The sequence below is a fragment of the Modestobacter sp. Leaf380 genome (genome assembly GCF_001424485.1).
Lineage (GTDB): Bacteria > Actinomycetota > Actinomycetes > Mycobacteriales > Geodermatophilaceae > Klenkia.
The window spans coordinates 381,069-404,037 of the sequence record NZ_LMQC01000001.1 but is presented as its reverse complement, the minus strand read 5'-3'; the positions used below and the strand labels follow the sequence as shown (position 1 = coordinate 404,037).

Annotated in this window: 18 protein-coding genes; 8 read left to right on the top strand and 10 right to left on the bottom strand. The window is 72.1% G+C overall.

Annotated features, from left to right (window positions below; all coding sequences use genetic code 11):
- Nucleotides 1-26 precede the first annotated feature (26 nt).
- The gene (purE, locus tag ASG41_RS01875) at nucleotides 27-530 is read left to right on the top strand and encodes a 5-(carboxyamino)imidazole ribonucleotide mutase (protein ID WP_056290135.1); all 504 of its coding nucleotides are present in this window, start codon (nucleotides 27-29) and stop codon (nucleotides 528-530) included.
- Nucleotides 531-555: 25 nt separating this feature from the next.
- Nucleotides 556-1,713, top strand: coding sequence for an acyl-CoA dehydrogenase family protein (locus ASG41_RS01870; protein WP_056288873.1), 1,158 nt, complete (start codon nucleotides 556-558; stop codon nucleotides 1,711-1,713).
- Nucleotides 1,714-1,730: 17 nt separating this feature from the next.
- Here the strand turns inward: ASG41_RS01870 and ASG41_RS01865 are convergent, their stop codons facing one another.
- The 4 genes from ASG41_RS01865 to ASG41_RS01850 form a co-directional block, all read right to left on the bottom strand.
- Complete coding sequence (locus ASG41_RS01865; RefSeq protein ID WP_157518903.1) at nucleotides 1,731-2,984, bottom strand: lipopolysaccharide biosynthesis protein; 1,254 nt, start codon at nucleotides 2,982-2,984, stop codon at nucleotides 1,731-1,733.
- A 179-nt stretch (nucleotides 2,985-3,163) separates the two neighbouring features.
- Nucleotides 3,164-3,832, bottom strand: a complete 669-nt coding sequence (locus tag ASG41_RS01860; RefSeq protein ID WP_056288865.1) for a CoA transferase subunit B — start codon at nucleotides 3,830-3,832, stop codon at nucleotides 3,164-3,166.
- Nucleotide 3,833: 1 nt separating this feature from the next.
- Nucleotides 3,834-4,604 carry a CoA transferase subunit A gene (locus ASG41_RS01855; RefSeq protein ID WP_056288860.1) on the bottom strand — a complete coding sequence of 257 codons (771 nt, stop codon included), beginning with the start codon at nucleotides 4,602-4,604 and terminating at the stop codon, nucleotides 3,834-3,836.
- A 34-nt stretch (nucleotides 4,605-4,638) separates the two neighbouring features.
- Nucleotides 4,639-5,448, bottom strand: coding sequence for a TIGR03089 family protein (locus ASG41_RS01850; RefSeq protein ID WP_056288857.1), 810 nt, complete (start codon nucleotides 5,446-5,448; stop codon nucleotides 4,639-4,641).
- An 84-nt stretch (nucleotides 5,449-5,532) separates the two neighbouring features.
- Here ASG41_RS01850 and ASG41_RS01845 point away from each other — a divergent pair, with 84 nt between their 5' ends.
- Nucleotides 5,533-6,069: a phosphatase PAP2 family protein gene (locus ASG41_RS01845; RefSeq protein ID WP_056288855.1), complete on the top strand. Its 537-nt coding sequence runs from the start codon at nucleotides 5,533-5,535 to the stop codon at nucleotides 6,067-6,069.
- Nucleotides 6,066-7,031, top strand: a complete 966-nt coding sequence (locus ASG41_RS01840; protein ID WP_200938675.1) for a decaprenyl-phosphate phosphoribosyltransferase — start codon at nucleotides 6,066-6,068, stop codon at nucleotides 7,029-7,031. Before ASG41_RS01845 ends, ASG41_RS01840 begins: the two co-directional genes overlap by 4 nt.
- A gap of 152 nt (nucleotides 7,032-7,183) precedes the next feature.
- Here ASG41_RS01840 and ASG41_RS01835 read toward each other — a convergent pair whose 3' ends face one another.
- Complete coding sequence (locus tag ASG41_RS01835; protein ID WP_056288852.1) at nucleotides 7,184-8,737, bottom strand: LCP family protein; 1,554 nt, start codon at nucleotides 8,735-8,737, stop codon at nucleotides 7,184-7,186.
- 345 nt (nucleotides 8,738-9,082) lie between these two features.
- Here ASG41_RS01835 and ASG41_RS01830 point away from each other — a divergent pair, with 345 nt between their 5' ends.
- Entirely contained in the window at nucleotides 9,083-10,891 is a 1,809-nt protein-coding gene (locus ASG41_RS01830) for a DUF4214 domain-containing protein (RefSeq protein WP_082556458.1), read from the top strand.
- 72 nt (nucleotides 10,892-10,963) lie between these two features.
- On the opposite strand, the gene ASG41_RS01825 is transcribed toward ASG41_RS01830, so the two are convergent.
- The 5 genes from ASG41_RS01825 to ASG41_RS01805 form a co-directional block, all read right to left on the bottom strand.
- Entirely contained in the window at nucleotides 10,964-12,169 is a 1,206-nt protein-coding gene (locus ASG41_RS01825; RefSeq protein WP_056288848.1) for an ABC transporter ATP-binding protein, read from the bottom strand.
- The gene (locus ASG41_RS01820; protein ID WP_056288845.1) at nucleotides 12,169-13,074 is read right to left on the bottom strand and encodes an ABC transporter permease; all 906 of its coding nucleotides are present in this window, start codon (nucleotides 13,072-13,074) and stop codon (nucleotides 12,169-12,171) included. Before ASG41_RS01820 ends, ASG41_RS01825 begins: the two co-directional genes overlap by 1 nt.
- Before the next feature lie 124 nt (nucleotides 13,075-13,198).
- Complete coding sequence (locus ASG41_RS01815) at nucleotides 13,199-14,704, bottom strand: glycosyltransferase family 1 protein (protein ID WP_157518899.1); 1,506 nt, start codon at nucleotides 14,702-14,704, stop codon at nucleotides 13,199-13,201.
- Nucleotides 14,701-16,212 (bottom strand): glycosyltransferase family 1 protein, encoded by a 1,512-nt coding sequence (locus tag ASG41_RS01810; RefSeq protein WP_056288840.1) that lies wholly within the window; start codon nucleotides 16,210-16,212, stop codon nucleotides 14,701-14,703. Before ASG41_RS01810 ends, ASG41_RS01815 begins: the two co-directional genes overlap by 4 nt.
- Nucleotides 16,209-17,195: an FkbM family methyltransferase gene (locus ASG41_RS01805; RefSeq protein WP_056288837.1), complete on the bottom strand. Its 987-nt coding sequence runs from the start codon at nucleotides 17,193-17,195 to the stop codon at nucleotides 16,209-16,211. Before ASG41_RS01805 ends, ASG41_RS01810 begins: the two co-directional genes overlap by 4 nt.
- A gap of 387 nt (nucleotides 17,196-17,582) precedes the next feature.
- Here ASG41_RS01805 and ASG41_RS01800 point away from each other — a divergent pair, with 387 nt between their 5' ends.
- The 3 genes from ASG41_RS01800 to ASG41_RS01790 all read left to right on the top strand — a co-directional run bounded on the left by ASG41_RS01800 (nucleotide 17,583) and on the right by ASG41_RS01790 (nucleotide 22,939).
- Nucleotides 17,583-19,805: a hypothetical protein gene (locus tag ASG41_RS01800; protein WP_056288834.1), complete on the top strand. Its 2,223-nt coding sequence runs from the start codon at nucleotides 17,583-17,585 to the stop codon at nucleotides 19,803-19,805.
- Nucleotides 19,795-20,919 carry a glycosyltransferase family 4 protein gene (locus ASG41_RS01795; protein WP_200938674.1) on the top strand — a complete coding sequence of 375 codons (1,125 nt, stop codon included), beginning with the start codon at nucleotides 19,795-19,797 and terminating at the stop codon, nucleotides 20,917-20,919. The genes ASG41_RS01800 and ASG41_RS01795 overlap by 11 nt, the downstream gene beginning before the upstream one ends.
- A 187-nt stretch (nucleotides 20,920-21,106) precedes the next feature.
- Nucleotides 21,107-22,939 carry a SpoIID/LytB domain-containing protein gene (locus ASG41_RS01790; RefSeq protein WP_082556457.1) on the top strand — a complete coding sequence of 611 codons (1,833 nt, stop codon included), beginning with the start codon at nucleotides 21,107-21,109 and terminating at the stop codon, nucleotides 22,937-22,939.
- Nucleotides 22,940-22,969 lie beyond the last annotated feature (30 nt).

Genomic DNA, 22,969 nt, shown 5'->3' with positions numbered 1-22,969 from the left:
ACGCGAGCACCGAGGAGCAGCACCGGATGAGCGACCCGATCGTCGGCATCGTGATGGGCAGTGACTCCGACTGGCCCACGATGGAGCCCGCCGCGCGTGCGCTGGAGGAGTTCGGCGTCCCGTGGGAGGCGCACGTCCTCTCCGCGCACCGCACGCCCCGCCGGATGCTCGACTGGGCCGAGGCCGCTGCGGGCCGGGGCCTGCGGGTGGTCGTCGCGGGCGCGGGGGGAGCGGCGCACCTGCCCGGGATGATCGCCGCGGCGACCCCGCTGCCGGTGATCGGCGTCCCGAGGGCACTGGGCCGGCTGGACGGCGTGGACAGCCTGCTGTCCATCGTGCAGATGCCGGCCGGGGTGCCGGTGGCGACGGTCAGCATCGACGGCGGGCGGAACGCCGGTCTGCTCGCCGTCCGCATCTTGGCGGCCTCCGACGCTGCTCTCCGCGACCGGGTCGAGCGGTTCCAGGCCGACCTCGCGGCATCCGTCGAGGCCCGCGACGCGCAGCTGCAGGACCGGCTCTCTTCTCCGTGAGGTGAACGGCACCTAACCTGTACCCGTGGGTAGCAACGCCGGCGGGCTGTACGCGCTGACCGAAGAGCACGTCGCGATCCGGGAGGCGGTCCGTGAGATCGCCGAGCGGGAGATCGCCCCGTGGGCCGCCGAGTGCGATACCGAGTCGCGCTACCCGATCGAGGCCCAGAAGGCGCTGACGGCGGCGGGCTTCCACGCCACCCACATCGAGGAGCAGTACGGCGGCGAGGGTGCGGACGCCATCGCGACCTGCATCGTCATCGAGGAGGTCGCCCGGGTCGACGTCAGCGCCTCGTTGATCCCCGCGGTGAACAAGCTCGGGTCGGTGCCGGTGATCCTGTCGGCGTCGGAGGAGCTCAAGCAGAAGGTGCTGCCCTCGATCGCCGCCGGCGACGCGATGATCAGCTACGGGCTGTCCGAGCGGGAGGCCGGCTCGGATGCCGCCGCGATGAAGACCCGGGCCCGCCTGGACGGCGATTCCTGGGTCCTCAACGGGGCGAAGGCCTGGATCACCAACGCCGGCATCAGCGAGTGGTACACGGTCATGGCCGTCACCGACCCGGAGAAGGGTGCCAACGGCATCTCCGCCTTCGTCGTCCACCGCGACGACCCGGGCTTCGAGGTGGGCGCCAAGGAGCGCAAGATGGGCATCAAGGGCTCGCCCACCTGCGAGCTGCACTTCACCGACTGCACCATCCCGGCCGACCGCATCATCGGTGAGCCCGGCACGGGCTTCAAGACCGCCCTCAAGACGCTGGACTTCACCCGGCCCACGATCGGTGCGCAGGCCGTCGGTGTCGCCCAGGGTGCCCTGGACGCGGCGATCGGCTACACCAAGGAGCGCAAGCAGTTCGGGAAGAGCACCTCGGACTTCCAGGGCGTGCAGTTCATGCTCGCCGACATGGCGATGAAGATCGAGGCGGCCCGCCACCTGGTCTACGTCGCAGCCGCCCGCGGGGAGACCGGCGGGCCGGACCTGACCATGGTGTCCGCGTCCTCCAAGGCGTTCGCCTCCGACGTGGCCATGCAGGTCACCACGGATGCCGTCCAGCTCTTCGGTGGCGCCGGCTACACCCAGGACTTCCCGGTCGAGCGCATGATGCGCGACGCCAAGATCACGCAGATCTACGAGGGCACCAACCAGATCCAGCGGATGGTCATCGCGCGGAACATCCTCCGCTGAACGGTCCTCAGGGCCCCTCAGGCTCCTGAGGGTGGGCGGGGCGTGACCGACGGCGCGGCGGTGTCCTCTTCGCGCAACGGGACCGCCCCGGCGCCTGAGAGGACAGCGAAGGCGCTCACCGACAAGGCGATGGCCGAGCCGACGGTGAAGGCGAGCGTGGCACGCAAGAGCAGGTCCGGCACGGCCGCCAAGACGAGTGCGCCGGCTGCCAGGCCCGACGCCCAGACCACGGCGACCGCACGGTGTCGCTGGTCGGCCACGAGGACCTGACTGACCACCAGGAGCCCGAGGTGGATCGCAGCGCCGGCGGAGAGCAGGCCGAAGTCGAGGCCGGTGATCGTGAACTCCGGGCCGAAGAGCAACCCGACCGTCGGCGGACCCAGGGCCGCCCCCACGGCCAGGGCGACGAGCGAGATGCCGCCCGTACCCAGCAGGATCCGGACGACGAGGGCCCGTGCGGCCGCCGGTCCGCCCGATCGGCGGGCGCCGACCAGGAGGGGTACGAGCGCGCTCTGGAGCGAGACCGCGACGAAGAGGGGCAGTCGGACCAGCGTGAAGCAGGCGACGAACGCTGCTGCTGCAGCCGCCTCGGCCCGGTCGGCGAGGGCCGCGACGACGATGGGGGCCGAGTTGAGGAGGACCTGGGCAGCGAGGGTGCCGATCAGCAGGTGCGCGACCGCGTAGCCGAAGCCGTGGGAGGGGCCCTGGACCGTCAGTGGGCCAACGTCCTCCCCGTGCGGTCCGGACGCCCGCGTGCGCTGCCAGACCAGGAGCGGGACGTGTGTCGTCGCGATCGCAGCGACCAGTGCCCAGGCGTAGGCCGTGGGCCCCGCTCCCGGTAGGAGGATGCTCACCAACCCGGCGAACGCGACCCGTAGGACCGAGTCCACGAGCAGCAGCGTGCCGTGAGTCCGGAGTCGTCCACGCCCCAGCAACATCCCCCGCAGCACGAACTGCCCGGCGCTGGTGAGCACCAGCGCCACCAAGGCCACGAGGGGCCCCGTCTGGCCGCCGAAGGCGGTCACCAACAACGGGGCTGCGATCAACGTCGACGCGACGCCTCCGACGGCGAGCAGCCCGGTCGTGCGTCCGGTACCGGGGGGCGGCTTCGTCGAGCCGCGGTCGCTCAGCGAGCGCGCGAGCTCCAGCTCCACCGGGAGGAACGCACCGAATCCCAGGATCAGGGTCATGGACCAGAAGGCACCGAAACCCGCGTACTCGTCAGAGGGCATGGCCCGGGCCACCAGGGCGAGGAATCCGAACGTGAGCACCCCGCTCCCTGCCACGCACACCGCCACCCAGGACAGCGACAAGAACGAGCGGCGGGCATGGGGGCGCCCGTTCAGGGCGACCACCGGTCATCCGGCGTCAGGACGGTAGGACGGGCCACCAGCACACGGTAGCCCGGCCCCTCACACGGGCCGGGCGGACGCCGGCCGGGTTCCGGTCATCAGGCGGGGGTCGGCAGCGCCATCTCCCGGACGTCGTCGGCGACCTGGAGCGGCGCACCCGTGGCGGCGGCCACGTCCTCGACGCTGACGCCCGGCGCGGTCTCCCGGAGGAGGAACCCGGCCGGGGTGACGTCGACGACCGCGAGGTCGGTGACGACGCGGTCGACGCAGGCCTTGCCGGTCAGCGGGAGCGTGCACTCCTCGACCAGCTTCGGTGACCCGTCGCGGGCCACGTGCTCCATCATCAGGACCACCCGGCGCGCGCCGTGGACCAGGTCCATCGCGCCGCCCATGCCGTTGACCATCTTCCCGGGGATGAGCCAGTTGGCCAGGTCCCCGCGCGGGTTGACCTGCATGGCGCCCAGCACCGCGACGTCGATGTGCTTGCCGCGGATCATCCCGAACGACAGCGCCGAGTCGAAGAACGAGGCACCGGGCTGGAGCGTGATCGTCTCCTTGCCGGCGTTGATCAGGTCTGGGTCCTCCTCGCCCTCGAAGGGGTAGGGCCCCACGCCCAGGACGCCGTTCTCCGACTGCAGCACCACGTGCACGCCGTCGGGGATGAAGTTGGGCACCAGGGTCGGCATGCCGATGCCCAGGTTCACGTACTGGCCGTCCTCGAGGTCCAGGGCGACGCGGGCGGCGAGCTGGTCACGGGTGAGTGCCACGTCAGTTCTCCTCGGCAGCGACGGGACGGGGGCGGGTGGTGCGCTTCTCGATGTCCTTGCCCTCGGGGCCGACGACGACCACGCGCTGGACGAAGACGCCGGGCAGGTGGATCGACTCCGGGTGGATCTCACCGGGCTCCACGAGCCGCTCGACCTCCGCGATGGTCACCGTCCCGGCCATCCCGGCGAGGGGGTTGAAGTTCTGCGCCGACTCGTGGAAGACCAGGTTGCCGTGCCGGTCACCGACCGCCGCGCGGACCAGGCCGAAGTCGGCGGTCAACGCGGTCTCCAGGACGTACTGGACGCCGTCGAACTCGCGGACCTCCTTGGGCTTCGAGGTCTCCACCACGGTGCCCTCGGCGTCGTAGCGGACCGGGATGCCACCGTCGGCGACCATCGTCCCGACCCCGGTCGGGGTGTAGAAGGCGGGGATGCCGCAGCCGCCGGCCCGCAGCCGCTCGGCGAGGGTGCCCTGCGGGGTGAGCTCGACGTCCAGCTGACCGGACAGGTAGAGCCGGGCGAGCTCCTTGTTGCCGCCGACGAAGGAGGAGATCGTCTTGGCGATGCGCCCGGCGTAGAGCAGCACGCCGAGGGCGGCGTCGTCGACCCCGCAGTTGTTGCTGATCGTGGTCAGCCGGTCTGCGCCCTGGGCGAGCAGCGCGTCGATCAGCTTGATCGGCACGCCGCACAGGCCGAACCCGCCCACGGCCAGGGTCGAGCCGGAGCCGATGTCGGCCACCGCCTCGGCAGCACTGGAGACGACCTTGTCCATGCTCATCCACCGTCCATCGAGTGGCTGGGCGGGCTCAGCTGCGAGCGGGGCGGCCCAGCTCGCGGATCCCGTCGAGCCTGAGGCCGAGCGTAGCGGTGACGCCCTCGGTCTCCGCCCGGTGCTGGAGGCCGCCCGGGTGGGCGTTGCGGCACAGCACGATCGACGCCCCGGCGGCGAGCGGGGCCAGCAGCCAGGCGACGGGGCCGGCCTCCGTGGCCGCCTGCTCGTCGACCAGCACCCGGTCGCCGGCCACCAGGCCCAGCCGTCCGGCCAGCTCGACGGCGGTCTCGACCAGGCCACCGAGGGTGAGCTGCAGACCGGCCAGCAGCAGGCCGGGGTCCGACGGCGCCGGCGGCTGGTACGGCGCGAAGTGGTCGCCGTGCACCCGGACCTCGAGCGCGAAGTCCCGGGCGTCGCCCACGTACCCGGTCATGCCCAGGCCCAGCGGGTGCAGCGACAGCCCGAGCAGCTCGTCGAGCCCGTGCTCCTCGATCGCCGGCAGCCGGTCCTGGGCCGCCAGCACCACGTCCACGCCGTCGAGGCGGTCCTCGTCCTCGGCGGCGGTGTCCAGCACGGCGGCACCGCAGGACCAGACGCCGAGCAGGACGGCGGCGGTCTGCCAGTGGACCGGGAGGGCGACCGCGACCGTGCTGCCCGGCCCGACGTCGAACTCGTCCTGGAGGAGGTTGGCGGTCTTGGCGACCCAGTTCGCCAGCGTGGTGCCCGAGAGCTCGACCCGCTCACCGGTCGCGTCGTCGTAGTGGGTGACCAGGGGCGCGGCGGCGTCGCGCAGGAGTGCGGCGGCGAGCAGGTCGGCCGGGTTCACGGGAGGTGCCGGGGGCATGAGACGAGCGTGACAGGCTCGGGCTCCCCGCGTGCGCCGCGGGTCCCGTCGTCCCCGGGCGGGCGAGGCTAGAGTCCTGGCCTGATGACCGCTGCCCCGGGCTGGGCGATCGCCCGCCTCGATCACGCCGTGCTCCGCCGGACCCGTCGGCTGCTGGGAGGGACGGGAGCCGTCCCCGTCGCCCAGGCGCTGTCCCACGTGGGGGAGCACGCGCTCGGCTGGATCGCCCTCGGCGGCGCCGGCTGGCTGTCCGGGCGGCGCCGACCGGAGTGGCGGTCCGCCGTCACCGGTGTCGTCGCGGCGCACGCAGCCGCGGTGTTGGTCAAGCGGGTCGTGCGACGTCCGCGTCCGACCCTCCCGGACGTCCCGCCCCTCGTCGGCACCCCCAGTCGGCTGTCCTTCCCCAGCGCGCACAGCTGCTCGACCACGGCAGCCGCCGTGGGGTTCGCACCCCTCGTCGGTGTGCCGGTCACCGCCTCCGTGGCGGGGGCCATGGTGGTGTCCCGGGTCCTCCTCGGCGTGCACTACCCCTCCGACGTCGTCGCCGGCTCCGCCCTGGGGGCCGCCGTGGCGCTCGGGGTGCGCCGAGCGACCGGACGACGGGGAGCGGTGTCCCGGTGAGTGCCGAGCCCCGCCGGTCCTCCGGTCCCGCTGTGTCCGTGACGCCGCCGTCACGGGTTCCGCCGCCGCCCCGCACCCCCGGAGTCCGAGGCTCGCGTGGATGGGGCTTCGTCCGGGCGCTGCGTCCCCGCCAGTGGGTCAAGAACGTCCTCGTGCTGGCGGCCCCGCTGGCGGCGGGCGCCGTCTTCGACCCGGACGTGCTCCGCCCGACCGCCATCGCCTTCCTGCTGTTCTGCCTGTCCGCGTCCGGGGTGTACCTGGTCAATGACTCGATCGACGTCGAGGAGGACCGCAGGCACCCCCGGAAACGGTTCCGACCGATCGCGGCGGGGCTCGTCCCCCGCCCGGCCGCCCTGGCGATGGCGGTGGTCCTCTTCGCCCTTGCGTTGACCTCCGCAGTCGTCTTCACGCGTCCTGCGCTCGCCGCGGTCCTCGGGAGCTACATCGTCATCCAGCTCGCCTACTGCGTGTTCCTGAAGAACCAGCCCGTCATCGACCTGGCGGTCGTGGCCTCGGGCTTCCTGCTCCGGGGCATCGCCGGGGGTGTGGCAGCAGGGCTCTTCCTGTCGCAGTGGTTCCTGCTCGTCGCGGCCTTCGGGTCGCTGTTCATGGTCGCGGGCAAGCGGTACTCGGAGTTCATCCTGGTGGGCGATGCCGCCGCCACCCGCAGGACCTTGCAGGAGTACTCCGCGAGCTACCTGCGCTTCGTGTGGAGCCTCTCGGCCGGCGTCACCGTGACCGCGTACAGCCTGTGGGCGTTCGAGATGGCCGCGACTCAGACCGGGCCCCCCTGGGCGACCATCTCCATCGCACCGTTCGTCCTCGCGGTGCTGCGGTACGCCGTGGACGTCGACAAGGGCACCGCCGGCGCACCCGAGGAGATCGTGCTCGGCGACCGGGTCCTCCTGCTGCTGGGTCTCCTGTGGGCAACCCTGGTGGGGTTGGGCGTCTTCCTCACCTGAGAGCCCGGCGCGTGAACCGAGCTGCGCGAGTCGCGGGGACCGTCAGGCCCGCGGCCGAGCACGTCTCCGGGCGGGCCGGCCGACGGCCCTGTGAGACAGGCGGCCCCGCGCAGGGATCAGCTCGGTGGGCAGATCCACGCCGGAGTGGCTGCTCAGTTGATGCAGGTCGTGTCCGCCGCGGTGCGGGCGTCCTCACCCTCCACCGGTGTCGCGGCGGTTTCCTCCGGCGTGGTCAGGGCCTGCCCCACGCCGTTGAAGTCCGAACCGAGGACGAGCTGCACCGTCCCGGCCTCGACGTCGTCGACCTGCGCGGTGGTTGCGCCGGGGATGGAGGCCGCCACGGTGTTGGCCAGCGCGTCGTCACCCGCGGCGTAGCGGATCTCCGTGGAGGTGTACTGGGCGCTGTCGGCGTTCCCCGTGCTCGCGACCACGAAGCCCGCGGACTCGAGCTGGCCCGCTGCCTCGGCAGCCACCCCGGCCACGCCGGAGCCGTTGAACACGGCCACGGGCACGTCGCCCGGGTCGGTCGTCGCCGGCGCCGAGGGCGCCGCGGACGCCGGGACCTCCGGCGTCTGCGGCTCGGCGGACAGGGCGGCGAAGAACTGGTGGAGGGCGTCCTCGTCCTGCAGTCTCAGGATGTAGCGCCCCGCGTCGTCCTGGTCGTCGCCGATGTAGGGCACGGTCTGGAAGCCGATGTTGCCTGCGGTCACGGACTGCAACTGCCCTGCCAGGTCGAACAGGTCCAGTGTCTGGTCGACGGTCAGTGAGTTGGCTGCGGCCTCGACCAGGGTGCGCTGCTTGCCGAGGTCCAGCAGCACGTTGTCGGACAGCATCTTGCGGATCATCCCGGCGATGAAGGTCTGCTGACGGACGATCCGGTCGAAGTCGCCACGGGGCAGACCGTGGCGCTGACGTACGAAGGACAGCGCCTCCGACCCGCTGATGGTCTGGACGCCGGCGGGCAGGTCGACGCCGGAGAAGGAGTCCTGCACGGCGTTGCACAGGTTGACCTCCACCCCGCCGATGACGCTGGACAGGTTGAAGAAGCCGAGCAGGTCGACCTCGGCGTAGTGGTCGATGGACAGCCCGGTGAGCTGGCTCAGGGTCTGGATCAACAGCTGGGCGCCCAGGGCCTGCTTCTCGGCGTCGGTGGCCCCTTCGGGGGCGTCGAGCATGCCGTAGGAGTAGGCGGCGTTCAGCTTGTCCATGCCGTGGCCGGGGATGTCGACGTAGGAGTCGCGCGGGAACGAGACGAAGGAGGCCGCGGACCCGTCCGCCGGGACGTGCACCAGGATCATGGTGTCGGTGTTGATGCCGTCGTTGGCCTCGGTGCTGAGAGCGGCGAGCTCCTCGGGCGTGGCGTTGGCCCGGCTGTCGTTCCCGACCAGCAGCAGGTTCATCGCCTGACCGGCGTCCTCGACCTCCGAGACCCCGTCGTTGCCGGTGGTGGGTATCGCGTTGGTGCGGTTGACGCCGGCCTCCACGACGCGGCCCAGGTACCAGCCCCAGCCGCCGGTGGCGAGCAGCACCACGGAGAGCACGCCGGCGACGACGCGGGCCCACGCGGCCAGGCGGGCCGGTCCGGCCCGTCGTCCCCCCGCCGGGCGGCTGTCCCCGCGTGGCCGCTGGGTCCGGCCCGCGCGAGGGTCCAGTCGAGGGGGGAGGGGCGCACCGCCCCGGGGCGGCAGGTCGTCGGAGTTGCTCATGGTCGTTCCTCACGTCGGGCCGGGCGCACCGGTTCGCGTTCCTCGTCGTCCAGCTGCGGAGTGCCCCGACGATACGACGAGGCGGTCACCGGGCCGGGGCGGGACGCGCCACGGGCCCTGGCGACGGCACGGCGGGGGTCGTGCGGGGGCGGGTGTCGACAGCCCGGGCCCGGGCTCGTCAGCGTCAAGTGACGAAAACGAGCCTGGGTGCACGGGAGTCGCGTGACGTGCGACGTCCGTGGCCCGGGGGACCTCAAGCTGTACCTCGTTCCTGTCGATGGACAGGGAGCAGTGGTTCCAGTTCAGGCTGTAACGGGCCTGACCACGAGTGGAGGTTCGTAGACAGTGCGACGTGTTCTCGGGGGCCTCACGGCCTTCATCGCCTTCACCGGGACGGTGCTCGTCCTCCCGGTCTACGCAGCCCCCCTGCCCGAGGCGGAACCGGTGGCGACGTCCTCGAACGAGGTCGAGATGGGCTCGGTCGCCGAACCCGCAGTCGAGGCCGAGGTCCAGGAGGGCACCACGGAGCCGGTGGGTGGCGTCTCCGCGATCGAGCCGACGCTGTCGGTGAGCAAGACGGACACCGACCCGTTCTCCCTGGTGGGTGTGACCTGGGACTACGACCCTGCGGTGACCGACACCGTGGTCCAGGTGCGGGTGCAGGACGAGTCCGGTGAGTGGGGTGACTGGACCGCGGTGACCGTGGAGGACGCCGACCAGAACGAGGGCACCGACTCCGGGGCCGCTCTGCGTGGTGGCACGGCCCCGCTGTGGACCGGCCCCAGCTCCGGCGTGGAGGCCGAGCTCGTGACCCGCTCGGGGAACCAGCCGACCGGCGTGACGCTGGACCTGGTGGACCCCGGGACCAGCGACGCGGACGCCTCCCTGCAGTCCCCGGAGATCCAGGACACCGCCGACGCCGCCCTCGCGATGCCCGACGTGTACTCGCGGGCCCAGTGGGGGGCCGACGAGAACATCCGCACCTGGGACCCCGAGTACGCGACCACCATCAAGGCGGCGACGCTCCACCACACGGCGGACACCAACAACTACACGGCCGACCAGGTCCCGGCGATGATGCGGTCCATCTACCGCTACCACACAGTGAGCCGTGGCTGGGGCGACATCGGCTACAACGTGATCGTCGACAAGTACGGACGGCTGTGGGAGGGCCGCTACGGCGGTCTGGCCAGCACCGTCATCGGGGCACACGCCGGCGGGTTCAACACCTCGACCTTCGGTGTGTCCATGCTGGGCAACTACGACACGACCCCCGTACCCCAGGCCACGGCGAACGCGGTCGCGGCCATCATCGGGTGGAAGTTCTCGCTGTACGGCGTGAACGGCAACGGCAGCGTCGTCCTGACGTCCAGTGGCGGAGGTACGTCGAGGTACGCCGCGGGAGCGCGGGTGACGCTGCCGACGATCTTCGGGCACCGCGACGTGGGCAGCACGACCTGTCCCGGCCAGTACGGCTACGGGAGGTTGTCGGAGATCCGCGCGGCGGTGGCGGGTGGACCGGCCAACGGGTCGTTCGTCCAGGCCCTCTACCAGGACATGATGGTGCGCACGCCGGATCCCAACGGACTGGCCGACTGGACCTCGAAGCTGTCGACCGGTGGTTGGTCCACGCGGTCGGTGGCCCAGGCGTTCTCGAACTCCACCGAGTTCCGCACGCTGACCATCACCCAGGCCTACCAGCAGGTCTTCGGGCGGGCTCCTGACCCGGGCGGCATGAACACGTGGCTCCAGTACCTCGCCAGTGGCGCCGTGCGCATCGACACGCTCCGTCCCACGTTGATGGCCAGCCAGGAGTTCTTCCTCCGGGGTGGCAGCTCCGACGCGGCCTTCGTCGACAACATCTACCAGGCCGCGCTCAACCGGGCGGCCGACGGGTGGGAGGTGCAGTACTGGTCCAACGTCCGTCGGGTCAACGGCCCGCAGCCGGTGATCGCGGCCGTGTGGGGCTCTGCCGAGGCGGGCATGCGCCGCGTCGACCAGACCTACCAGTACTACCTGGCGCGTCCCGCCGCGCGTGGGGAGCAGGAGGCGTGGCTCCCCGTCCTGATGGGGTCGGGGGACGAGCAGCTCCGGCAGGACGTCATGAGCAGCATGGAGTACTTCCTCCGGGCCATGAGCCGCTACCCGGCCTGACCCGGGACACCACGGAGGGCCGGCGCCAGGGGGAGACCCTGGACGCCGGCCCTCTGCCGTCCCGCAGGGGATTCAGCGATGAGCCCCGGCGTCGACGACCTCAGACGTCAGGTCGGCGACCCCGACCGGGCCGATGCTGCGGCCGGTGCCCCCGACCTCCAGGGGCGCCGCCTGGGAGAGCTTGGCGAACGTGGGTCCGTCCCACTGGGCCAGGGCCCCGTGGACGAAGTACTGCCCCTCACCCAGACGGAGACCCGCGAGGCGGACGTCCACGACCCGACGCCCGCGCAGCGTCGTCATGCGGGTGCCCATGAGCTGGGTGTTGGTGCCGAAGACCGCTTGGCCGGTCGGGCTGTCGATGCCGATCCCTAGCACCCAGTCGGCCAGGTCCTGGTCGGACTCGACGGTCACGCGCAGGACGAGGTCCTCCCCGGGCCGGACGTCGGTCACGTTGTTGCCCGCCGAGTCCCGGGGCTGGACGGAGACGACGCGGGCGTGGGTGCCAGGACCGCTCGCCTCCATCTCGGCGGTCGAGGTGACGTCGAAGTCCTTGCGGAGCAGACGTGTCGCGTCCCGGGGACTGCCGTCGAGCATCACGTGCCCGTGCTCCAGGACGACGGCGCGCGTGCAGATGTCGACGACCTGGTCCAGCGCGTGGGTCACCAGCACGATCGTGCGTCCCTCGCGCTGGAACTGCTTGATCCGGTCCATGCACTTGCGCTGGAAGGGCTCGTCCCCGACAGCGAGGACCTCGTCGACCAGCAGCACGTCGGGGTCCACGTGCACGGCCACGGCGAAGGCCAGCCGGACGTACATCCCCGAGCTGTAGAACTTCACCTGGGTGTCGATGAACTGCTCGATGCCCGAGAACTCGACGATCGCGTCGAAGTACAGGTCGGTCTGGCGGCGGCTCAGCCCGAGGATCGCGGCGTTGAGGTAGACGTTGTCGCGGCCGGTGAGGTCGGGGTGGAAGCCGGCCCCCAGCTCGAGGAGGGCGGCCAGTCGCCCGCGTCGTCGGACGGTCCCCGAGGTGGGCTGGATGATCCCCCCGATCGCCTTGAGCAGCGTGCTCTTACCGGACCCGTTCGGACCGATGAGGCCCACCGTGGAGCCGGACTCGATCGTGAGGTCGACGTTCCTGAGGGCCCAGAAGTCCTCGCGGTGCTGCCGGGACAGCGTGGCGTTGACGATCCGTTCCTTGATCGACTTGTCCTTGCGGATCACGAACCGCTTGGACAGGTCCTTGACCTCGATGACGGCGGGGCGGGACGTGGTCATCACAGCTCCTGAGCGAAGTTGCCCTCGAGGCGGGCGAAGAGCCGCTGCGCCAGCCACAACAGGACGAGTCCGACGACCAGGCAGACACCCAGTCGGCCGGCCAGGCCCTCCGGGCTCGGCTGGTCGGTGCCGGCCACCCACAGGGCCCGCTGCATTCCCAGCACGGCCAGGGTGATCGGGTTGTCGAGGTAGATGCCCTCGGCCACGGAGCCCAGGGCGTCCCGGACGAGGGCCCAGCTGTAGACCACGGGGGAGGCCCAGAACAGGATGGTCAAGGAGATCTCCACGAGGTACTGCACGTCGCGGAGGTAGACGTTGACCGCGGCGAGGGCCAGGCCCAGGGCCGTGGCGAAGACCACGATGACCGCCAGCGACAGCGGCACGTAGAGCAGGCGGCTGCCGGTGGGGATGCTCCCCGACAGCAGGATGGCCGGTATGAGGATCACCAGCTGGGTGAGGAAGTTGAACAGGGCTGAGCCCACGGTGGCGAACGGGAACACCTCGCGGGGGAGGTAGATCTTCCGCACCAGCCCTGCGTTCCCCACGATCGACCCGGTGCTCGAGCTGACGATCTCGGAGAAGAGCTGCCAGATCATGAGACCGGTGAAGATGTAGATCGCGAACTCGGGGATCTGCCGTTCGGCACCCAGGAACTTCCCGATGGCGACGTAGTAGACGACCAGGATGGACAGCGGGCGCAGCAGGCTCCAGAGGAAGCCCAGGGTGCTGTCCTTGTACCGGGCCTTCAGCTCTCGCCTCACCAGGAGCCCCAGGAGCTCCTTCTGTCCGGCGATCTCCCGCACCGACCGCAACGTGCCGGAGAAGAGGCCTCCGCCAGGTGCGCTCGACTGCCAGTCCTCCTGGGCCAGGCGGGCGCTGCGTCCCTCGGATTCGAGCGTGCTCATGTGTCTCCGTACTGAGATCGTCCCCGGGGGGACTGCGGCAGAGCCGGTGTCGGGTCGCCTGAGGACCGGGTGGACGCCCCCAGGTGGGTGGTCGCACCTCCGTGGTGGAGGGGCGGTGCCGTGCCTACGTTGTCAGCGACGCCCACACGTCCCCGGCGTAGTCGTCCCAGGAGCGTGGCGGGCGGGACCGCGCCTGCGCCCCGAGAGCAGTGTGCAGGCCGACGTCGGTGAGCAGTGCCCGCAGCCCGGAGGCGATGCTGGCGTCGTCCCTCGGGTCGATCAGGACCGCACCGCCTGCGGCCGCGATCTCGGCCATCGAGCCGTAGCCCGAGGTGACGACCGGTGTGCCGCAGGCGAGGGCTTCTGCGATGGGCAGCCCGAACCCCTCGTTCAGGGACGGGAAGACGACACAGTGGGCCACCCGGTAGGCGGCCCAGAGGTGGTCGTCGGTCATCGACGTCACGACGTCCAGCGGGCGGTTGCGCCCCCGGGCCACGGCCACGGCCTCCTGGAAGGCGTCGTCGTTCCAGGAACGCCCGCCGACGAGCACCAGGTTGAACTGCAGGCCGGAGGCCCAGAGGAGCTCGGCTGCGTGGAGGAGAGCGACGTGGTTCTTGCGGGGTTCGTGCGTCCCCACGCACAAGACCATCGGGAGGCCGGGGAGCGTGAGGTCGGCGCCGACGGAGGCCAGCGCCTCGGGGGTCGCCGGCGGAGCCTCGGCCGGGAGGACGTCCGCGTGCACGGAGGGCCCGACCTGCCCGATGCTGGCCAGCATGCTCGCCCAGCCGCGGTACTCGGTCGCGGCGGCTTCGGAGATCGCCGATACCCGGTCCATGTGCCGGACGGCGGCCAGGTTGGTCGCGAACGCCTCGCTCACGCCCAGTGCCGTGGTCTCCGCCGTGGTGATCGGGACGCAGTCGAAGCCGATGACACCGGTCCGGCTCCGGGCGAACTGGGCGAGGGCGGCGATGCGCTCGTTGCGCGGCCGCTCCGGCGACAGCTCGGGCAGGAGGTACGTGGACTCCCAGGGCACCACGACGACCTCCCGGCTGCCCCGGTCCTGGGCGGGTGCGGGGCCCCCGTGCAGGGCCCGGTGCTGCTCGCCCGCGGTGAGGGAGCGCAGGTGGGTGTGCGACCCGCCCCAACCGACCAGCTGCACGTCGTGGTCCCGGACCCACCGTCTGGACGTCTCACGGGCGACCCGCTGGATGCCGGTGGCCAACCCGGCGCGGGCCGTGTGCTCGAGGTCGACCAGGGTGCCGCCGCGCACGACCTGCACCTCGGTCACCGTGCCGGGGCCGGCCCAGGCCCCGATGGTGCGGGAGACCGGTGCCCCGAAGGCCACGTCGACGCCGTCCAGTCGGATGGCCCGCACGACCCGCTGGACGTCCTCGGTCGTGGGTAGCTCGGCGTCGAGCACGGCCAGGGCCAACCACACCGCGGAGGCGTCGGCACCCGCCAACGCCTCCAGGAAGCGGTCCGGGAGGTCCCCGGCGGCCGAGGCCGTGACGTCGCCCTCCAGGCAACCGACGACCGTCGCGACCCGTGCGTTCAGGGCACGGCGGACGGCTGGGGTCGAGAAGGCGAGCCGGTGGGACAGCGACACGGTCGTCGTCGGACGTGTCCTCATGGTCGGGCTCCCGTGCTCTCGTGGATGGGCAGCGGGGACGTCAGCGACCACAGCTGCTCCGCGTAGTCGTCCCACCCGCGTGGGGGCCGTCGCCGCGCCGCCAGGGTCAGCTGCTCGACCAGGTCGTCGTCGGTCAGCAGCCGACGCATCTGCTCGGCGATGGCGAGGTCGTCACGGGGGTCCACGACGAGCGCACCGCCACCGTCCGCGATCTCGCGGGTGCTGCCGAAGTCGCTCGTCAGGCAGGGGGTACCGCAGGCGAGCGACTCCGCGACGGGGAGTCCGAAGCCCTCGTGCAGGCTGACGAAGACGGAGAAGCGGGCCCCACGCAGGGCTGACCAGAGCTCCTCCTCCGAGACTGCCGTCCGCCGGCGGACCGGACGGCCCTCGGCGAGGAGGCGGCGCATCATCAGGTCGAACTCGGTGGGCCAGCCTCCACCCCCGATGAACTGCAGCTCGAAGACGAGGCCCGAACGCCACAGGTGCTCGGCGGCGTGCAGCACCGCGAGCTGGTTCTTCCGGGGCTCGAAGCTCCCGACGCACACCACCATCGGGATCTCGGACCGAGCGGCGTCCCCGCCGGGCGGAGCAGCCACGGGCAGGACGCACTCGACCACGTCGGGACCGGTGAGCCCCTGGGCCCCGAGCATGTCACGGAAGCCGCGGAACTCCTGGGTCGCGGCGGCGCTGATCCCGGCGACCGTGCGGGCGTGCTTGACCACCTCGAGGTAGCGCATGAAACGGTCGGGCAACCCCGGGTGGATCAGCTCGGGGCTCAGTGCGGGGATGCAGTCGTAGCCGATGAGGGAGACCGCGTTGCCGGAGAACCGGGACATGCCGACGATGGCCGCGCAGCACTCGGGGCGGGGGTTCTCCAACAGGACGACAGAGCTGCGCCAGGGCACCACCAGGGTCGGGGTGGAGGGGGGTGGCGTGCTGGTGTTCCTGCCCCCGGACACAGCAGGTGCCACCTGGCCCCAGCGGAGCACCCGGTCGGCCTCGTGCCCCTGCAGGGCCCTCATGGCACCGCCGCCCGGGGTCCACGCGGTCAGGACGACGTCGTGGGCGGCGTCCCAGCGCGGGACCGTCTCACGGACGACACGCTGGATGCCGGTGTGCAGGTCGTGGCTGGCCGAGAAGTCGACGTCCACGACCACGCCCGTGACGATCTCCATCTCGGCGTCCGGGTGCCCGGCCAGGGCCTCCCGGTGTCCGGCTTCGAGCAGCCAGGCGGCGAAGTTGCCCGCGCTCTGCAGGTCACGCTGGCGGAGGGCCGCGACCACGAGGTCATGCCCAGGCAGGGACCCTGTCAGGGCTGCCAGGACGAGCCAGAGGTCGGGTGTCGCACTGCGGTGGACGTGCTCGACGACCACGCCGAACACGATCGAGGCGTCGATCTCGGGAACGCCCTCGGCGGCCGGGACGTCGAGACCCAGGACGTCAGCGGCAGCGCGCAGGCGACGCCCGAGCACCCCGACGCCGTGCTCGTCGACAGCGGTGCCGCTCAACTCCGGCCCTGCAGTCGACGCTTCTGCACGGTCCGCAGGGGGGACGTGACCCGCCAGGAGACCGTCTCGCGGATCGCGGCGAGCTCCTCCTGGAGCCGGACCACCTCGTGGGTCCGGGCGCCGGGGTGTCCGTCCCCCCCGGCGCGGCTGGCCTCGGTCCAGCGCGCGAGCACGCTGCCCCGCCAGCGGATGAGGTCCTGGAGCACCTCGGCGTGGCGGCTGCGCAGGGCGGTGAGCTCGGCCTTGCTCCGGGACAGCGACTCTGCTGCGCGTGAGCTGTCGTGGGTGACGAAACGGTCGAGGGGGTTGGCCGGGGCGGAGAGGTCGACCCGGAGCTCGTCGGCGTGCTCGGCGGCCACGTAGAAGCGGGACAGTCCGTCGAACAGGCAGAACTCGTATCCGGCCTCGAGGACCCGGGGCTCCCACTCGCCGTGGGTCTGCTCGGTCGAGTTGGGTGCCGTGGCCTCCACCACGAGGACCCACGGCCGCCACCGTAGGAGGTCCACGGACCGGAGGACCGCGCCCTCCGAGCCCTCGACGTCCACCACCAGGAAGTGGATGGGCTCGTCGGGGGACAAGTTCTCCTCGAGGACGTCGTCCAGCCTCCTGGCCGGCACCACCTCCTCGTGGGCGGTCCAGCCGCTGTCGCGGTGGCGGTCCATGATCGACCCGTCCAGCGTGGAGAGCCCGGTCCCGTCGACCACGTGGATGACGACCGAGTCGGCACCGTCGTCGGTCACCGCGGCCTGTACGACCGTGTCCGCGGGACGCTGCTCCCGGTAGGCGTCGACGAAGGCCGTGACGGGCTCGATCTCGAGGCCGGTCCACCCCCGGTCGTAGAAGGCGCGGGTGATGGACGAGGACGTGGGGTCGTTGGCCCCCACCTCCACGTAGCGGCCCCGCGAGACGCCCGAGAGGGCCCGCCACAGGACGACGTCCTCGGCGTTCTGGGCGAAGGAGATGAACGGACCGTCTTCAGGCACGGGGCGATGGTAAGGCGTCCGGCCCGGGCGTCACGGTCCGTGCACCGGCTCGCCAGGTCCGCCCGGCCCGGTGTCCAGGCGTCTGGCCGGGGGGTGCGGCACCCTCCGGCGGCGCGCGGCTCGGCGGGCGTGTCGAGGGACCCGAGAGTCGCGTGTGGCTCGCGGGGCGGTGGCGCGCGGATCACCACCGACGCGCCGCGGTCCGCCCGGCGTGCGTGGTTAGTCTGCTGTCACACCGTCACCGGCACGGTCGTCCCCCCGGCAGGGTGCTACCGACCGTGGCGGACGCAAGCCCTGGTCGCCGTACAGCGGCGACGTGTCCCGACCGTCCGCAGGCCCTCCTGGGTGCTCCGCGCGGGTACCGCGTCCACACGAGGAGGACCCACGATGCTCCAGACGGTCGTGCTCATCGCCGTTTCCTGGCTGCTGCTGTCCCTCGTGGGTGCTGTCTGCCTCGCCCCGGTCTCGGCAGAGGTCCGGCGCAAGCTGCTGCCGGCCGCCCCGCTCGTGGGGGCGGCGTTCCTGGTGGTGGTCCTGCACACGACCGGGGTCTTCTTCTCGGTGCGGGCCGGCCTCCTCGGCGCGGCCGCGGTGCTCGTGGTGCTGCTCGTGGTCGGGCTGCGCCGAGGGCACCTGCGGTCCTTCGCCGACCGCCGCGGGGTCGCCTGGCTGGTCCTCGGCGTACTCGTCGCCGTCCCTCTCACCGCGGTGGCCCTGGCGCCCACGGAGGTCGTGGGGGACTCCCGAGTGGTGAGTCCCAACCAGAGCAACGACGGGGTCTGGTACGTCTCGGTGAGCAGCTGGCTCACGGACCACTCGATCCTGGACGTGCCCGACATCGGCACCGGGCCCGTCGTCGACGGCGGGGTCCCCGCCGACGGTCCTGCGGTGTCGGCCCTCACGTTCCCCATGCGCGTGGGTCAGGAGCTGGTGCAGGCGTCGCTGAACGTCGTGACCGGCACCTCGCCCATCGTGACCTTCACGCCGTGGATCGCCACCTGGGTCCTGCTCGTCCCCGGGGGGTGCATCGCCGCCGCGTCCGTCCTGGGACTGCGTCGTCTCGTCGGGCTCGCCGCCGGCGTGGTGGTCGCCAGCTCCGCGTTGCTCATCCAGCAGCTGTACAACCAGAACGCCGCGTCGCTGCTCGGCATCGCCCTCGTGCCCCTGGTGCTCGCGTGCGTGGGGTCCGCCGTCGAGCGGCGAGGGGTCCCCCCCGTGCTCGCCGGCCTCATGTTGGCCTCGTTGCTGGGCACCTACTCCGAGTACACGCCCTTCGTCGCGCCGGCCCTGGTGGCCCTCACCCTGCTGCGCCGCCAGGGTCTGAAGCCGGCCGTCGGCCGCGCGCTCGCCGTCGTGGGGTGGGGTGTGCTGCTCGCTCCGCTGGCCTGGTGGCGCGCCTACCAGACCCTCACCGGCGTCCGGGGCGGAGCGACGGAGACCCTGCCCGGCGCGCTCCTGGACGCTCCGTTCCCGGTGATCGTGAGCCGCCTCGTGGGGGTCGGACCCCTCGGGGCGGCGCTGGACCCGAGCACGCTGGCTCCCGTCCTGGCGGTGCTCGTCGTCGTGGGTGCAGTCCTCGCCCTGGTGTCCGGTCCCGACCGGAGGACCTGGCTCGGGTTCCTGGCGGCCGGCGTCCCGTTCATCGGCTACCTCTCCGCATCGGGCCTGGGCTACACCCAGCGACGCGCCTTGGAGATCGCGGTCCCCGTGCTCCTGTTCATGGCCGTCGCCGGCTGGGGTGCCCTGGTCACCCGACTCGCCCGGCGTCTGGCACGTCCGGCGTCCCCGGCGGTCGGACGTGGGACCGGGGACCCGGCCCGTCCGGTGCGCTGGCGCAGACCGGCGGCCGTGGCTGTGGTGCTCGTGGCCTTCGTCCCGGTGCTCACCTGGGCGGGGGTCAACACGCGCAGCTCCCTGGCGGCGTACCTGACTCCGGTGGACCTCCAGGCCAGGCACGTGGACACCGACTTCTCCGACGCCGTGGGCTGGGTCGACGAGGTCGGGGGGGCCGACGGCGAGGGGGTGTCGGTGGTCGTCCCGAGCTTCTTCGAGCAGCAGTGGCTCGCGCTGTCGCTGGAGGGTGAACCGGACGTGGAGTACCCCTCGGTCCGCTCCGACTACTTCCGCACCCAGTCCTTCTGGGACGGCGGCGTCGACCGCTACTGGCTGGTCGGGGTCGGCGTGGCCGTGGACGCCGACCCCGACGCGGTCGTCTACTCCAACGACCGTTTCCGGCTGCTGGACCTCGATCGGGCATCCGTGGTGATGGCGATCCCGTTCGGGCTCGACACGTGGAACACCGGTGCGCGTCCGGACGGGGGCTTCACGACCCTCGGGGACGCGGACGTGCTGGTGGTGCGGTCGGAACAGGCGACCGGCGACGTCGCGCTCACGCTCCGCGCCGAGTCCGCCGATCCCCTCGACCTCACGGTCGCGGCGCCGGGGAACCGGCCCAGCACCGTCGAGGACCTGACCCCGGAGCCGGTCACGGTCGACGTCGCCATGCGGTCCGGCCAACAGACCACGGTCATCAGCCTCGCGGCCACCACGCCGCCGGGCTCGCAAGCCCTCAACTGGATCGAGATGGCAGGTGTCGAACGTGTCCCGTGACCGAGTGGACGTCGATGTCGTGATGGGGCTGACGTACTACGCCCCTTACGTGAGCGGACTGACCGAGGCGGCCCGCATCGTGGCTGAGGGGCTGGCAGCCCGCGGCCGACGGGTGGTCGTCGTGACCACCAGGCACGACAGCACGCTGCCCGAGACCGAGGTGCTCAACGGCGTCCGGGTGGTCCGGACCCCGGTGGTGGCCCGTCTCGGGAAGGGCGTCATCAGCCCGGCCTTCCCGTTGGCGGTGGCCCGGCACGCGCGTCGCGCCCGGGTGCTCAACCTCCACATGCCCCTGCTCGAGGCGGGTGCGATCACCGCACTGGTCCGGCACACCCCGACCGTCCTCACCTACCAGTGCGACGTGTCGATGTCGGACAACCGGGTGGACCGGCTGCAGCAGCGGGTCATGGACTGGTCGTCGGCCTCGGCGATGCGCGCCAGCGCGGTCGTCGTGCCCTCCAGCGACGACTACGCCGACCACTCGCGGGTGCGGGCGGCGATGCAGGGCAAGACGCACGCGATCTCACCCGCCTGCCTGGACCGGCGCGGCGGAGCCCCGTCGTTCCGCGACGGCCACGGTCCGCACGTGGGCTTCGTGGGGCGCATCGTCGAGGAGAAGGGGCTGGAGCACCTGGTGGAGGGGTTCCGGATGCTGGAGGACCCCTCCGCCCGCCTGCTCATCGCGGGAGACCACACGAAGATCGCGGGAGGGAGCGTCGTGGACCGGGTCAGACGGGCGGTCGGTGAGGACCCCCGGGTCCGCCTGCTGGGCTTCTTGCCCGACGAGCGGCTGGCCGACCTGTACGCCTCCTTGGACGTCTTCGCCCTCCCCTCGGTGAACTCCTTCGAGGCCTTCGGCATCGTCCAGGTCGAGGCGATGATGACCGGTGTCCCGTCCATCGCCAGCGACATCCCGGGCGTACGGGTGCCCGTCCAGCGGACCGAGTTCGGGAGGGTGGTGGCGCCTCGGGACCCGGCCGCCGTCCACCGCGCACTGGTCGAGCTCCTCGAGGACCCGCCCGACCGGGTCGCCGGGGCGGCGGCGGCCCGAGCGGTCTACGGCGCCGAGCGGACGATCGAGGAGTACGGGGCCCTCTTCGACTCCCTCGGCTGAGGGAGTCCCTCGGAGGGGGCGGTCCCGGATGTGGGGCCTCAAGACCGCCCGTCCTGACGCCGACGAGGAGAGTGCGTCGCCGGACCGGGTCTCCGCCCTGTCCTGCACGACGCGGCACGACCCGGGGCGCCAGGACCGCCGCCGCGGGCCACCGCTCTCGTGAGCTCCTCCGTCAGGGGTGCAACCCATGTCCCATGCTCGTCCGGCCGTCCGCTCTCGGCTGACCCGTGTCCTGGTGGCCTGTGTGGTCGGCGCGGTCGCCGCCGTCGCAGCGCCGGCGCCGGCCCCGGCCAGCGCCGCACCGGACGACGTGACCATCACCGGTCACGGCTACGGCCACGGCCGCGGCATGAGCCAGTGGGGTGCCTACGGGTACGCCGTGGACCGTGGGTTGGGTCACCGCGCCATCCTCGACCACTACTACGGCGGAACGACCCAGGCGTCGGACGCCGGCTCCCCGACAGTGAGCGTGGAGCTCGTGAGCACACGCAACCGGGAGACGGTCCTGACCGGGCCCGCTCTGGCGGTCAACGGCGTCCCGGTGGGTGCGGCGGTGGTCCGCCTCCGTGGGGTCGCGGCCAACACGTTCGAGGTCACCGTTGGAGAAAGCTGCACCGGCCCCTGGCGCGCGTGGCCGACCACCGGCACCGTCGCGGGCGGGGCCACGGTCACCGGAGAGCTCCGTTCCTGCGAGAGCGGCCAGGTGCGGGCCTACCGCGGGTCCATGACGGTGGTGGACGGCGGGGGCTTCCAGACGACGGTCAACAACGTGTCCGTGGACGACTACCTGCGCGGCGTCGTCCCCCGTGAGATGCCGGCCGGCTGGGGGTCCGCTGGATCGGGCCGTGGCATGGAGGCGCTCAAGGTCCAGGCCGTCGCCGCGCGCAGCTACGCGCTGTCGTCGCAGTGGACGTCCTACGCCAAGACCTGCGACACCACGAGCTGCCAGGTCTACGGCGGCGCGTACACCCAGCCGACCGGCGGCGCGGTGAGCTGGCTTGAGGACAGTCGCTCGGACGCAGCCATCGCCGCCACGGCTGGGCAGGTCCGCAGGAGCCCGTCCGGCGCCGTCGTGCGCACCGAGTTCAGCGCGTCGACCGGAGGCTGGACGGCGGGTGGGGCCTTCCCGGCCGTCGAGGACCTGGGTGATGCGACAGCGGGCAACCCCAACCACGACTGGTCGACGGTGCTGAGCCGCGCCACCATCGCGTCCCGCCTGGGCCTGTCCAGCTTCAGCGCCATCGCGGTGACACAGGCCAACGGGCTGGGGGCCGACGGCGGCCGGGCCCTGCAGGTGTCCGTGACCACGCCGTCGGGTGTCCGCACCTACACCGGGAACCAGGTCCGGGTGGCCCTGGGCCTCAAGAGCGACTGGTTCTTCTTCGGTCCGACGACGACGCCGCAGCGCGCGGTCGCCCAGAGCCTCTACCTGGACGTGCTGGGTCACGCCGGTGACCGGGGCGGCATCGACTACTGGGCCGCGCGTCTGTCGGCCGGCACAGACCCGCTCACCGTGGCCCAGGGCTTCGCAGCCTCCGACGAGCGGTTCCGGCAGATGATCAGCACGACCTACGTCCTGGGTCTGCGTCGGGCGCCCGACCCCGGCGGGGCTGTCTACTGGCTGGACTTCCTGGCCGGTGGCGGCAACCCCAACGAGTTCACGGCGGCCGTGTGGTCGACCGCGGAGTCCGTCCGCAGTCAGGGCGGCGGGCTCGCCTGGGTCGAAGGGCTGTACCAGTCGCTCCTGGGCCGCGGTGCGAACCCGGACGAGCGTCGGTACTGGGACCAGACGGCGGGAGAGGTGGGCCGCACGGCGGTCGTCCTGGCCGTCTCCACCTCCGACGAGGCCCGGGAGCGTCGGCTGAACCAGTACTACCGAGCCCTGCTGGGGCGCGACGTGGACCCGGTGGGCCGGGCGATCTTCTCCGCCACCCTCGCCGGCCGGGGCGACGTGGACGTCGTCGCCCTCATCGCCTCGAGCCCGGAGTACGCCGAGCGGGCGGTGCGGCGCTTCCCCTGAGCCGGACCCCTCCGGACCGCCCGGGGCGCG

Bases quoted from the DNA above. Each gene is read 5' to 3' on its own strand.
- ASG41_RS01850 (WP_056288857.1), bottom strand. From the start codon at position 5,448: ATGCCCCCGGCACCTCCCGTGAACCCGGCCGACCTGCTCGCCGCCGCA.
- ASG41_RS01790 (WP_082556457.1), top strand. From the start codon at position 21,107: ATGTCCCATGCTCGTCCGGCCGTCCGCTCTCGGCTGACCCGTGTCCTG.
- ASG41_RS01800 (WP_056288834.1), top strand. From the start codon at position 17,583: ATGCTCCAGACGGTCGTGCTCATCGCCGTTTCCTGGCTGCTGCTGTCC.
- ASG41_RS01815 (WP_157518899.1), bottom strand. From the start codon at position 14,704: ATGAGGACACGTCCGACGACGACCGTGTCGCTGTCCCACCGGCTCGCC.
- ASG41_RS01845 (WP_056288855.1), top strand. From the start codon at position 5,533: ATGACCGCTGCCCCGGGCTGGGCGATCGCCCGCCTCGATCACGCCGTG.
- ASG41_RS01820 (WP_056288845.1), bottom strand. From the start codon at position 13,074: ATGAGCACGCTCGAATCCGAGGGACGCAGCGCCCGCCTGGCCCAGGAG.
- ASG41_RS01835 (WP_056288852.1), bottom strand. From the start codon at position 8,737: ATGAGCAACTCCGACGACCTGCCGCCCCGGGGCGGTGCGCCCCTCCCC.
- ASG41_RS01855 (WP_056288860.1), bottom strand. From the start codon at position 4,604: ATGGACAAGGTCGTCTCCAGTGCTGCCGAGGCGGTGGCCGACATCGGC.
- purE (WP_056290135.1), top strand. From the start codon at position 27: ATGAGCGACCCGATCGTCGGCATCGTGATGGGCAGTGACTCCGACTGG.
- ASG41_RS01825 (WP_056288848.1), bottom strand. From the start codon at position 12,169: ATGACCACGTCCCGCCCCGCCGTCATCGAGGTCAAGGACCTGTCCAAG.